11 protein-coding genes and 1 pseudogene are annotated in these 11,916 nt (G+C 54.0%); 7 read left to right on the top strand and 5 right to left on the bottom strand.

From position 1 onward, the window contains the following. The first annotated feature begins 47 nt into the window (after nt 1-47). Nucleotides 48-224 (top strand): hypothetical protein, encoded by a 177-nt coding sequence (locus GM30_RS26425; protein WP_155484021.1) that lies wholly within the window; start codon nt 48-50, stop codon nt 222-224. Nucleotides 225-534: 310 nt separating this feature from the next. Here the strand turns inward: GM30_RS26425 and dcuR are convergent, their stop codons facing one another. Both dcuR and GM30_RS20890 read right to left on the bottom strand, forming a co-directional pair. Beyond that, nucleotides 535-1,254 carry a two-component system response regulator DcuR gene (gene dcuR, locus GM30_RS20895; protein WP_049850160.1) on the bottom strand — a complete coding sequence of 240 codons (720 nt, stop codon included), beginning with the start codon at nt 1,252-1,254 and terminating at the stop codon, nt 535-537. Continuing rightward, nucleotides 1,251-2,882 carry a sensor histidine kinase gene (locus GM30_RS20890; RefSeq protein ID WP_049850159.1) on the bottom strand — a complete coding sequence of 544 codons (1,632 nt, stop codon included), beginning with the start codon at nt 2,880-2,882 and terminating at the stop codon, nt 1,251-1,253. Before GM30_RS20890 ends, dcuR begins: the two co-directional genes overlap by 4 nt. A 158-nt stretch (nt 2,883-3,040) precedes the next feature. Here GM30_RS20890 and rlmI point away from each other — a divergent pair, with 158 nt between their 5' ends. Further along, the gene (gene rlmI, locus GM30_RS20885) at nt 3,041-4,252 is read left to right on the top strand and encodes a 23S rRNA (cytosine(1962)-C(5))-methyltransferase RlmI (protein WP_049850158.1); all 1,212 of its coding nucleotides are present in this window, start codon (nt 3,041-3,043) and stop codon (nt 4,250-4,252) included. Between the two features lie 61 nt (nt 4,253-4,313). After that, on the top strand, nt 4,314-4,631 hold the full coding sequence (gene hspQ / locus GM30_RS20880; RefSeq protein ID WP_049850157.1) for a heat shock protein HspQ: 318 nt from the start codon (nt 4,314-4,316) through the stop codon (nt 4,629-4,631). A 29-nt stretch (nt 4,632-4,660) separates the two neighbouring features. Here the strand turns inward: hspQ and GM30_RS20875 are convergent, their stop codons facing one another. Further along, nucleotides 4,661-5,074 carry a CoA-binding protein gene (locus GM30_RS20875; protein WP_038154630.1) on the bottom strand — a complete coding sequence of 138 codons (414 nt, stop codon included), beginning with the start codon at nt 5,072-5,074 and terminating at the stop codon, nt 4,661-4,663. A 173-nt stretch (nt 5,075-5,247) separates the two neighbouring features. On the opposite strand from GM30_RS20875, the gene csgI reads away from it, so the two are divergent. Continuing rightward, complete coding sequence (csgI, locus tag GM30_RS20870) at nt 5,248-5,910, top strand: curli synthesis inhibitor (RefSeq protein ID WP_049850156.1); 663 nt, start codon at nt 5,248-5,250, stop codon at nt 5,908-5,910. Between the two features lie 101 nt (nt 5,911-6,011). Next, nucleotides 6,012-6,470, top strand: coding sequence for a methylglyoxal synthase (gene mgsA, locus GM30_RS20865; RefSeq protein ID WP_049850155.1), 459 nt, complete (start codon nt 6,012-6,014; stop codon nt 6,468-6,470). A gap of 35 nt (nt 6,471-6,505) precedes the next feature. Here the strand turns inward: mgsA and helD are convergent. Beyond that, nucleotides 6,506-8,549: pseudogene (helD, locus tag GM30_RS20860) on the bottom strand (DNA helicase IV). Nucleotides 8,550-8,672: 123 nt separating this feature from the next. Between helD and GM30_RS20855 the strand changes: the two are divergent. Together GM30_RS20855 and yccS are read left to right on the top strand one after the other, a co-directional pair. Further along, nucleotides 8,673-9,119: a YccF domain-containing protein gene (locus tag GM30_RS20855; protein ID WP_049850154.1), complete on the top strand. Its 447-nt coding sequence runs from the start codon at nt 8,673-8,675 to the stop codon at nt 9,117-9,119. A gap of 18 nt (nt 9,120-9,137) precedes the next feature. Continuing rightward, entirely contained in the window at nt 9,138-11,294 is a 2,157-nt protein-coding gene (yccS, locus tag GM30_RS20850) for a YccS family putative transporter (RefSeq protein ID WP_049850153.1), read from the top strand. Here yccS and GM30_RS20845 read toward each other — a convergent pair. Continuing rightward, the gene (locus GM30_RS20845; protein ID WP_049850152.1) at nt 11,215-11,877 is read right to left on the bottom strand and encodes a TfoX/Sxy family DNA transformation protein; all 663 of its coding nucleotides are present in this window, start codon (nt 11,875-11,877) and stop codon (nt 11,215-11,217) included. The genes yccS and GM30_RS20845 overlap by 80 nt on opposite strands. Between the last annotated feature and the right edge of the window lie 39 nt (nt 11,878-11,916).

The raw sequence follows: 11,916 nt of genomic DNA, 5'->3' as shown, positions 1-11,916 counted from the left end.
CCGTCTGAAAGCGTGATTAATTTGTAAATATTGAATAAGGACTTCTCATGACATCCATGATCGTTCTTATCGGCTTTTATGGTGTTTTCAGGGAGCATGACTCTCTGGCGATGGGCAGTTTTGAAAAAGGCGAGCAGAGGCAGACTCAGTGGCTTTTGTTGTATCTTTATGAAAATCATGAACATATTATCAGCTCACAGAATGTGCTTATCCCTAAGATGTAGCAGTATCCATTGCTACTATTATCGTTTTAATATATGTATCCAGTTATTTCCGGACTACTCCTTTGGGATTAAAAATACACATTCTATAAGACAGAAGATACTTTATTAACTTTTGTTAGCGTTTTTGAAATTAAAAACAATGTGACATCTGGCGATATCAACTCATTGAATTAGAAGTTATATTTTCCTGTAATTGATCTGGCACAATTTACGATTTTTGAAGCAGCAACCTTACACTTTTTTATTTTTCATAATGATAATAATTATCACAAATAAATAACGTCATAATCCTGTCGCGCCAATTTATCTTCTACTGACAATATTGCTTAAGTAAAGAATAATGTTCTGGCTGAATACGGTAGCGATAAACAGGCCTTCCGGTTACGCCATAATGGATGCTGGTCGAGAGAATATGACAGTTAACTAACCAGATAAGATATTTACGACAGGATACGCGAGATATATTTACCGCATTCGCCAGCTCGTCGGTGGAAAACTCAGCATCCTGATGCGCGTCAATCCACTGGCAAATCGTGCACAGCGTTTGCGGGGTTAACCCTTTCGGCAAACGGCGGTGATCCTGTTCATGGGATGCCCCGCCATGGATTAGCTGATCAAGCTCTGATTGCTCATAATACTGGTGCTTGTCCATGTCTTTTTTCTTTTGCAGCCAGTTGGTGAGCGCTTCTTCAAAACGTGACGCCTGGAACGGTTTGATTAAATAATCAACGACGCCGTAGTGCAGCGAGTCCTTAATGGTGATCGCATCGGCGGCGGAAGAAATAACGATGACATCGCTTTTACAACCCGCAGCATGCAGCAGCGGAAGCAGATCCAGGCCGTTCTCTTTCTGCAGATAAATATCCAGAAGAATCAGGTCGATATGGGTGTCGCTATGGAAGATAACCTCTTTGGCCTTTTCCAGCGTGGAGGCGATTCCGCAACACTGAAAACCAGGGATCAGTGAGACATAGCGGCGGTTTAAGTCCGCGACCATCGCGTCGTCATCGATAATAAAGACAGAGATCATGTGCTGGCCCTCTCCCCATCCCAGGGAATCTGTACGAAAAATTGCGTGAAAACACCGGGTTCGGATTCCACGGAAATAGTGCCGCCAAGACTTTCAACTTGCTGTTTAACAAGTGCCAAACCAACGCCACGTTCAGATCCTTTAGACGAGACGCCTTTCACAAAAATAAGGTCAATACGATCCGGCTCTATTCCAGGACCGTCGTCATTGACTTCACAATGTAGCCAGCCATTGCGATAGTATAAGGAGACGCTAATTTCCCCCCCAGGCTGATGACCTAACGCGTCGAGCGAGTTTTCAATCAAATTTCCGAGTACGGTAATCAATACCCCAACCTGATTTTCATCACTGCTGTCCGGCAATTGGCTGTCATGGCTAATCACCAGCTTGTGGCCAGAATCGAATGCGCGATTGATTTTACTCAGCAAAAAACCCGCAATGACCGGCGATTTTATTTTACCCAACAGTGAGCCAATCTCTTCCTGATAGTTGTTCGCCATCTTAATGATGTAGTCTTCAAGTTGCTTATAACTCTTCAGATGTAACAATCCCAGAATCACATGCAATTTATTCATGAATTCGTGGGATCGTTCACGGAGTGAGTCAGCATAGTTCACCATGCCATCAAGCCGTTGCATCAGCTGGCGAACTTCCGTTTTGTCCCTGAAGGTAGAGATGGCGCCAATAATTTTACCGTTGCTACGTACCGGTACAGTATTAATGAGCAGAAGCCGGTCTTTAATGTTGATCTCTTCATTGTGATGCGCGGTGCCGTCACGCAGAACTTCGCTTAAATCCACCACCTGCGACCAGGTGTTGCTGAGCGTAGAAAGCTGCGCATCATCCTGCAACCGGCGATAGTCCAGCAACTCCTGTGCCGCCTCGTTAACGAGCGTCACTTCGCCGCTGGCGTCGACGGCAATCACCCCTTCTTTGATAGATTGCAGCATCGCCTGACGCTGCTCGAACAGGGTGGAGATTTCATACGGCTCCAGCCCGAACAGAATGCGTTTAAGCACCTTCACCAGCCCCCAGGTGCCCAGCAGGCCAACCAGCACGCCAAATAAGACGGACCAGATGATACTGCCGCGACTGTCGTTGATCTGCTCAGTTACCCGGCTCAGCTCCAGACCTATCGCCACCACGCCGATCTGCCGGTGATTGTCATCATAAATCGGAGTAAAAACACGCAGCGCCTGGGCGAGAAACCCCCGGTTGATGGCGACGTTCTCTTTGCCCTCAAGCGCCAGCAAGATATCGTCGCCTTTAAATGGCTGCCCGATGCGTTGCGCTTCCGGATGGGAATAGCGCAGAGTTTTCATGTCCGTCACAACAATAAACAGCATGTCGTTACGCTTACGCACCGCTTCGGCAATCGCCTGAATGCCGCTCTCCTGCGGTTTTTTCATCAATCCCTGGCGGATCTCCGGGGAATCCGCCAGCGTCCGGGCAACCGCCAGCGCTTTGTTCGCCAGCGCATCACTTGTCATGTGGCTTATCTGAAAGAAATAGATCAGGTGTACCACCAGCAGTACAGAAAACAGGACGGCGCTGACCATTAATATTACCGTCGTACCGAGTTTCATCGGCCGTTTGCGCAGCTTGCGGTAAGGCAGAGAGTATTTCATCGTGATTCCGGATTCACAGTTCGTGTGGGTATTATCGCTATTGCGGCGCGGAATAGAAAGGAGGCAATGAAAGCCCCCAAACACCCTTTCTCATGTGCTACCCTACGCGCCATTTCCAACTGATGTTGTAATGCTTGCGTTTTCCATGGGAGTACCTAATGAACACAGCACATGAGAGTCAAAAAACAGAATTGAACAGGTTTTCCCGTTTAGTGTTAGCCAAAGGGCGCGAGAAATCGTTACTGCGCCGTCATCCCTGGATCTTCTCCGGCGCGGTTGCCCGTATGGAAGGAAAAGCCAGCCTCGGCGAAACCATTGATATCGTCGACCATCAGGGGAAATGGCTGGCGCGCGGCGCATACTCACCGGCGTCACAAATTCGTGCCCGCGTCTGGACGTTTGAGGCGAGCGAAGCCATCGACAGCGATTTCTTTGTCCGTCGCTTACAGCAGGCGCAGCAGTGGCGCAGCTGGCTGGCGCAGCAGGACGGGCTCGACAGCTATCGCCTCATCGCCGGTGAATCTGACGGCCTGCCTGGCGTGACCATCGACCGCTTTGGCAATTTCCTGGTCTTACAACTGCTCAGCGCGGGGGCGGAATATCAGCGTGCAGCGTTGATCACCGCGCTGCAGACGCTCTACCCGGAATGTGCAATTTACGACCGCAGCGACGTCGCCGTGCGTAAAAAAGAAGGCATGGCGCTGACACAAGGCCCGGTGACGGGTGAACTGCCCCCCGCCCTGCTGCCCATTGAAGAACATGGCATGAAACTGCTGGTGGATATTCAGGGGGGCCATAAAACCGGTTACTACCTCGATCAACGCGACAGCCGCGTTGCCGATAAACGCGTGCTGAACTGCTTCTCCTACACCGGCGGTTTTGCCGTTTCCGCGCTGATGGGCGGCTGCCGCCAGGTGGTGAGCGTCGATACTTCGCAGGAGGCGCTGGATGTTGCGAAGCAGAACGTCTCGCTGAACAACCTGGATCTCAGCAAAGCGGACTTTGTACGTGATGACGTGTTCAAGCTGCTGCGCAAATACCGTGACCAGGGTGAGACGTTTGACGTGATCGTCATGGACCCGCCGAAATTCGTCGAAAACAAAAGCCAGCTGCAGGGTGCCTGCCGCGGTTACAAAGATATCAACATGCTGGCGATCCATTTGCTGAACCCGGGCGGCGTATTGCTGACCTTCTCCTGTTCAGGACTGATGACGACCGATTTATTTCAGAAAATCATCGCTGATGCCGCAATAGATGCTGGTCGTGATGTACAATTTATAGAGCAGTTCCGTCAGGCCGCCGATCACCCGGTGATCGCTACCTACCCGGAAGGGCTGTATCTGAAAGGGTTTGCCTGTCGCGTCATGTAACTTGAAAAGTGGAACATTTGCCCGCATATCAAAGGCAGGTAATGTTTCCCGGGAGGTGACTATGATTGCCAGCAAATTCGGTATCGGCCAGCAGGTCCGCCACTCCCTGTTGGGCTATCTGGGCGTTATTGTTGATATCGATCCAGAATACTCGCTTGATGAACCCGCTGAAGACGAAATGGCGGTGAATGCCCAATTGCGGGCCGCCCCCTGGTATCATGTAGTGATGGAAGATGATGACGGTCAGCCAGTGCATACGTACCTTGCTGAAGCTCAGCTGAGCGGCGAGATGAGCGATGAACATCCCGAGCAGCCGTCAATGGATGAGCTGGCGCAAACCATTCGCCGCCAGCTACAGGCACCACGACTGCGTAATTAGTAAAAACCCCGCCAGAGCGGGGTTTTTTATTATTTCGCGAGGCCTAAGCGCGGAATTTCAATCGCCGGGCAGCGATCCATCACCACATTCAGCCCCGCATTACGAGCCAGCACGGCGGCCTGATCGTTGATCACACCCAGCTGCATCCACAGCGTTTTCGCGCCGATGGCAATGGCTTCCTGCGCCACACCCCATGCGGCTTCTGAGTTGCGGAACACATCAACCATATCCACTTTTTCCGGCACATCAGCAAGCGTTGCGTAGCCTTTCTGCCCGAGCAGCGTGGTGCCCGCCACTTTCGGAGAAACCGGGATCACGTGATATCCCTGATCGAGCAGATACTTCATCACCCGATAGCTCGGGCGTTCAGGTTTGTCGCTCGCACCCACCAGCGCGATGGTGCGGGTGGATGTCAAAATGCCTGCAATATCGTTCTCTTTCATCATTATCCTCCGGGCAATTCATCAAAGTGTACGACATTCCACACCAGCCAACCATGCATCCCATACTGAAGTATGAGGGCAAAACCGACGACCGTGTCTATATGTTAATAAAATCGTAGTTAGTAAAATTTTGATACACTCTCTGTGGGCTCACTCTTTATCAGGAGATACCAATGAAAGCCGGAACTCTGCTGCTGTGTGCAACGCTCCTGATCCCGGCCCTTGCCCCGGCCACTACGCTGCGCCTGGCGGGAGATGTCGATTTGCTGGTGCTTGATGGCAAAAAAGTCTCCAGTTCGTTACTTCGCGGTGCCGACGGTATTGAACTGGATAACGGCCCACATCAGGTGGTTTTTCGGGTACAAAAAGTTATTCAGTTGCCTGACAGGAGTTATCAGCGCTACGTCTCGCCGCCGCTGATCGCCAGTTTTGACACCCGCTTAATCAGCCTGGTGAATGTCAATCTGCCGCGTCTGGAGACGCAAACAGAGACGCAAGCGTTCGATGCCGCGCCCGGCATCTCACTGCTCGACGGAAATGCGGCCCCCATCCCGGTCAGGCTGGATATTCTCGCGGTGACGAAAACCGCCTCCGGCATTGATTATGAACGGGCAACGGCGGTGTATAACCACAACCGGACGCTGGCCTCGCATTCTCCACTGAGCGCCACTATGCCGGATGACAGCACGCTACTGTCGAAAAAAACCGAGCTGGATTTTCCGTCACTGCAGTCGCAAACCCTCGCCGAGCAGCGGCTGAAATACTGGTTTCAGCAGGCCGATTCGGACACGCGCAACCGTTTTTTGCAGTGGGCGCGTCAGCAACCCTCGTCATAACCCCGCATTTCTGCACAGAATTATCATTTTTTTGCCCTCGCGGTTTGCAGCCATGATTGCATCCAGTACTCTGTCTGCATCTCAACATGCGGAAGGGTACTATGGAACTCACAACACGCACGCTCCCGGCGCGCAAGCATATTGCGCTGGTGGCGCACGATCACTGTAAAGACATGCTGTTGAAATGGGTGGAGCGCCATCGTTCGCTGCTGGAGCGCCACACGCTGTCAGCGACGGGCACCACGGGGAATCTGATCCAGCGCGCCACCGGGCTTAACGTTAACGCCATGCTGAGCGGCCCGCTGGGGGGCGACCAGCAGGTAGGCGCACAGATTTCGGAAGGGAAGATCGACGTGCTGATTTTCTTCTGGGACCCGCTCAACGCCGTGCCGCACGATCCCGACGTTAAGGCGCTGCTGCGTCTGGCGACAGTGTGGAATATTCCGGTTGCCACTAACCTTTCTACTGCAGATTTCATTATTCAGGCGCCTAACTTCAGTGATGAAGTGGACATCCTGATCCCCGATTATCCGCGTTATCTGGCGGATCGCCTGAAGTAAATACCCGGGCTGGCGCACAACGCGCCAGCCTGCGGTTACGGTTTGCGCGCCACCGGTACAGAGAGCGCTTTCAGCACATCAACAAACACCGACGGCTGTTCTTTACTGAACAACAACCAGACGCGCTGACGCGCACGCGTTAACGCCACGTACAGCAACCGCCGCTCTTCGGCGTCCGGGAAATCCTCCGGCGGCGGCAGCAATGCCTGCTCCATGATCGACTCTCTGGCAGGTGCCGGAAACGCGTCCTGCCCCTCCTGCAACCCCATGACAATCACATAATCGGCCTGCTGCCCTTTACTGGCATGAATGGTCATAAAGTCGATCGCCAGCTTCGGCCAGCGAGTGGCGGCTTTTTCCAGACTGGCCGGTTTCAGATGGTGATAGCGCGCCAGCACCAGAATACGCTCATCCGGTTTTGCATAGCCGCTGAGCTTGTCGAGCAGCGCATCGAGTTGATCGTCAGGCAGCAGGGTGACCGCTTTTTTATCCCCCACTTTCAGGCTGTTGAGTGGTTTGTTGAGCTGATGCGGATTCTGCTGAATAAACGCGTTCGCCACATCGCCGATACGGCTGTTAAAGCGGTAGGTAGTATCCAGCGCGCAGTTGTCGCCTTCGCCAAAATAGTGAGTAAAGGCGGTGGTCAGCGTGAGCTGCGCGCCGCTAAAGCGGTAAATGGCTTGCCAGTCGTCGCCTACTGCATAAAGAGAGGTGCGCGAATTCTGTTTTCTCAACGCCGCCAGCAGCGCCGCCCGTTGCGGGGAGATATCCTGGAATTCATCCACCAGAATATGCTTCCACGGACTGACAAAACGTCCCTTCTCCAGCACGTTAATGGCCTGATGGATTAGCCCGGAAAAATCCACCGCATCCTCCGCTTTCAGCGCCGTTTTCCAGGCTTTAAGCAGCGGAGCCATCAGCTTGATACGCTTACTGAAGAGATCTCTCACCTCTTCCGGCGCCGCATCAATCATCTCAGCCTGCGAGCCGCCGTGCATANACCCAACGATCGAGCCGCCCGCCCAACCGCCGCACCACTTTTTCGTCCTGCCAGTAGTTGCCTTCCGGCACATTCCAGCCCATCTCTTCGTCGAGCCACTGCCGCCAGCCTTTAGCCTGCGCTTTTTTCTCGTTGCACTGCTGCTGCCAGGTTTTGATTAACAGTGCCTGCCGCGCCTTGCTGTCGTTTTCCAGTTTGCTGATGGCAGGCACTTTTTTGCTGCCCTGTTGAATAATGTGCAGCGCGAGGGAATGAAACGTACGTGCGCTGATGGCATCGGTGTTCAGCCGCTCGCGGATCCGCTCGTCCATCTCTTTTGCCGCCTGACGGCCAAACGCCAGCAGCAGGATCTGTTCGGGTGATGCTTCCCCGCGCATTAACAGCCAGCCGGCCCGCGCCACCAGCACGGAGGTTTTACCGCTGCCCGCCCCCGCCAGCACCAGCAGCGACTGCTCACCATTGACCACCGCCCGTGCCTGCGCCGGATTCAGCGGCGAGGCCTCTATCTTTTCAAAGAAAGCGGCATACTGGCTGAGCATCGCCTCGGTATAAGCCTGATTATGCTGCAGGCGGCTACTGTCGATGTCTTTCAGCCAGCCCTGACACTGGCGCCAGAGTTCGCGACAGTTGTCGAACGTCTCCTGCCGCGCGACAGGGATCGGCAAAGCATCCAGCGCGCGCAGGATTTTTTGCTGGACGCCGAGCGTCGCCTGACGGGTCAGCCATTTGCCCTCTGCGCTGAAGCGTGAGATTTCTGCCAACTGTTCGGTGAGCAGGCGAGCGGCGATGTCGCTCATTTCGCGGCCCCACTGCTCCCAGAGCGCATTCAGATGATGATGAAAGCGCTGCGTTTCGCCCCACTCCGTGCCGTGGAGGCGCACCACTTTGTTTTCCGGCAGAATAAATTCCAGCTCGCCCCACACCAGCCCGCGCTTGCACTGAATATCCAGCAACTGGTTAAAAGGAATGAGATATTCATGACGATCGCCGGAGACTTTCACCCCGGCGTTAAGGATTTCTACTCGATCGTAAGGGTGCTGCGCCATGCGCTTGCCCAGCGTAGTTGCTTTTAGTTCCATGTCATGCCAAATCCCGCCACGTTTTATTACTCCACAGTTTAACCGCCAGATACCAGGTGCTCCAGCGCAAAAAAACGTTACAATTACGAGGTCAACGACATTTCCGCAATGGACCGAGGATTTATGCGTACTGTTTTGAATATTTTGAATTTTGTACTGGGGGGTTTCGCCACCACGCTCGGCTGGCTTCTGGCGACGGTGGTCAGCATCATTTTGATCGTCACACTGCCGCTGAGCCGCTCCTGCTGGGAAATCACCAAACTGTCTCTTCTCCCTTATGGTAATGAGGCCGTACATGTGGATGAACTCAACCCGGACAGCAAAAGCGCGGTAATGAACGCCGGTGGTACGCTCCTCAACATTTTCTGGTTTGTTCTCTTCGGCTGGTGGCTGTGCCTGATGCATCTCTTTGCCGGTATCGCGCAATGCATCACCCTTATTGGTATTCCGGTTGGGATCGCTAATTTTAAAATCGCCGCGATTGCGCTGTGGCCGGTGGGTCGCCGCGTCGTGTCCGTAGAGACCGCGCGCGCCGCGCGTGAAGCCAATGCCCGCCGTCGTTTTCAATAATCCGGACCGGTTATCGCTATGCTAAGCCCGTTGCTTCGCCGCTATACATGGAACAGTTCCTGGCTCTACAACGTCAGAATTTTTATTGCCCTTTGCGGCACTACCGCCCTGCCCTGGTGGCTGGGCGACGTTAAGCTCACCATCCCGTTGACGCTCGGAGTGGTCGCGGCAGCATTGACCGATCTCGACGACCGGCTGACAGGCCGCCTGCGAAATTTGCTGATAACCCTGGTCTGCTTTTTCATCGCTTCCGCCTCGGTGGAATTGCTTTTTCCATGGCCGTGGCTGTTCGCGCTGGGGCTGACCCTTTCCACCAGCGGTTTTATCCTGCTCGGCGGTCTCGGGCAGCGTTACGCCACCATCGCGTTTGGTGCGTTGCTGATTGCCATTTACACCATGCTCGGCGTGTCGCTGTATGAGCACTGGTACCAGCAGCCGCTTTTCCTGCTGGCGGGCGCTGTCTGGTATAACCTGCTGACACTGACCGGGCATTTGATTTTTCCTGTTCGTCCGTTACAGGACAATCTCGCCCGCAGCTACGAGCAACTGGCGCATTATCTCGAGCTCAAGTCACGTCTGTTTGACCCGGATATCGAGGAGGAAAGCCAGGCGCCGGTCTACGAACTGGTGCTCGCTAACGGCCAACTGGTCGCCATGCTCAACCAGACAAAAGCCTCATTGCTGACCCGATTACGCGGCGACCGCGGTCAGCGCAACACGCGCCGGACACTGCATTATTACTTCGTGGCGCAGGACATTCACGAACGCGCCAGCTCGGCGCATATTCAGTATCAGACGTTACGCGATAACTTCCGCTACAGCGACGTGATGTTTCGTTTTCAGCGTTTGATGTCGATGCAGTCGCAGGCCTGTCAGCAACTGGCCCGTTCCATTTTGCTGCGCACGCCCTATCAGCACGATCCGCGCTTCGAACGTGTTTTTACCCATCTGGATGCCGCGCTGGACAGAGTACGCGCCAGCGGCGTACCGGCAGATCAGATCAAAGCGCTGGGCTTTTTGCTCAATAACCTGCGCGCCATCGACGCTCAACTGGCGACGATTGAGTCTGAGCAAGTGCAAAATCAGCCGCGCAACGATACGGAAAACCTGCTTTCGGACGACCGGTTGCATGGGTTCAGCGATATCCGCGCACGGCTGAGCCGTAATATGTCGCCGGAGTCGGCGTTGTTTCGCCATGCCATTCGTATGTCGCTGGTCTTGTGCGCCGGTTATGCCTTTATACAACTGACCGGTTTGCATCATGGCTACTGGATCCTGTTGACCAGCCTGTTCGTCTGCCAGCCGAACTACAACGCTACCCGCCACCGCCTGGCGCTGCGTATTTTCGGCACGCTGGTCGGCGTCGCTATCGGTTTACCGGTTCTGCTGCTCGTCCCATCCGTTGAAGGGCAACTGGTGCTCATTGTGGTCACCGGCGTGCTCTTTTTTGCCTTCCGTACCGTGCAGTACGCCAACGCCACGATGTTTATCACCCTGCTGGTCTTACTGTGCTTCAACCTGCTGGGCGAAGGCTTTGAGGTCGCGCTGCCTCGTATTTTTGATACGCTCATCGGCTGTGCCATCGCCTGGGCGGCGGTCAGTTTCATCTGGCCGGACTGGCGGTTTCGCAACCTGCCTCGCGTGCTGGAGCGTGCCGTGGATGCCAATTGCCGGTATCTGGATGCGATCCTTGAGCAATACCATCAGGGCCGTGATAACCGTCTGGCCTATCGCATTGCTCGCCGCGAAGCCTGGAACTGCGATGCCGAACTGGCGTCCGTAATCTCAAACATGTCGACAGAGCCCAAGGTGACGGCTGAGATGAAAGAGACCGCGTTTCGCCTGCTGTGTCTCAACCACACCTTTACCAGCTACATCTCGGCGCTGGGCGCGCATCGCGAGCAGTTGACGAACCCCGATATTCTGGCGCTGCTGGATGACGCGGTATGCTACGTTGACGATGCATTCCACCATACACCGAAAGATGAACCACGGGTGCATCAGGCGCTGACGGGCCTGATGCAACGGATCCATCACCTGGAGCCCCGGGCAGAAAGCAAAGAGCCGCTGGTGTTGCAGCAAATTGGTCTGCTGGTTACGCTTCTCCCTGAGATAAGTCGCCTTCAGCGGCAAGTTTCTCCTGCAGCGACAGAGGCGATCCCGGAAGGCTACTGACCCACTCCATCAACTCCTGGCGCCGTTGCGCCGGGAGTGCCGCCGCATGAACGCCGGCAATCGCTCCTTCCAGCGCAAAGAGCACGCTGACGCTAATTCCTTTTCTTTTTTCCCGCAGTTTCAACCAGCTCAGTTCAGCGCCCAGCGTACAGAGCATATTGTTGTCGCGAATCCCGACCTCCAGCAGCATCAGCTCCATATGAAAGGTAATATTGGGCAGATTCTTCAGCCTTCGTCTGTCGTAACGCAGGTCTTTTTCCCGCTGTGCCTCCTCGAGCGAATGTGAAGAGAGGGTTAACAGCGTGCAGCGATCGTCCCACAGCGCATCGTCAACATGGTAATAATTGAGCAGCACGGGCCGACCGCGCTTACGTAGCGTGAGTAACGGCGTCGGGTGATTAACGCGGTACGGCGCGCTTTGCTCACACACGCGCAAATAAAGTTCTCCTTCTGCCACCATCGCAAAAACGGTCTCTTCGATGGCCAGACTGTATCCGCCAAACAGCGCACGGTATTCAATGGTCCCCAATGGAGACAGATATTCCTGCGACTGATATATCCTTTTATAAGAATCATTTTTCATGATTATTCCTTTGTTAATCATGCCGTTAGATGTGATTTT

It is taken from the genome of Trabulsiella odontotermitis, assembly GCF_001188485.1.
GTDB lineage: Bacteria > Pseudomonadota > Gammaproteobacteria > Enterobacterales > Enterobacteriaceae > Trabulsiella > Trabulsiella odontotermitis_A.
Note: the sequence above shows the minus strand (reverse complement) of the source record. Positions and strands in the feature narration are given on the sequence as shown.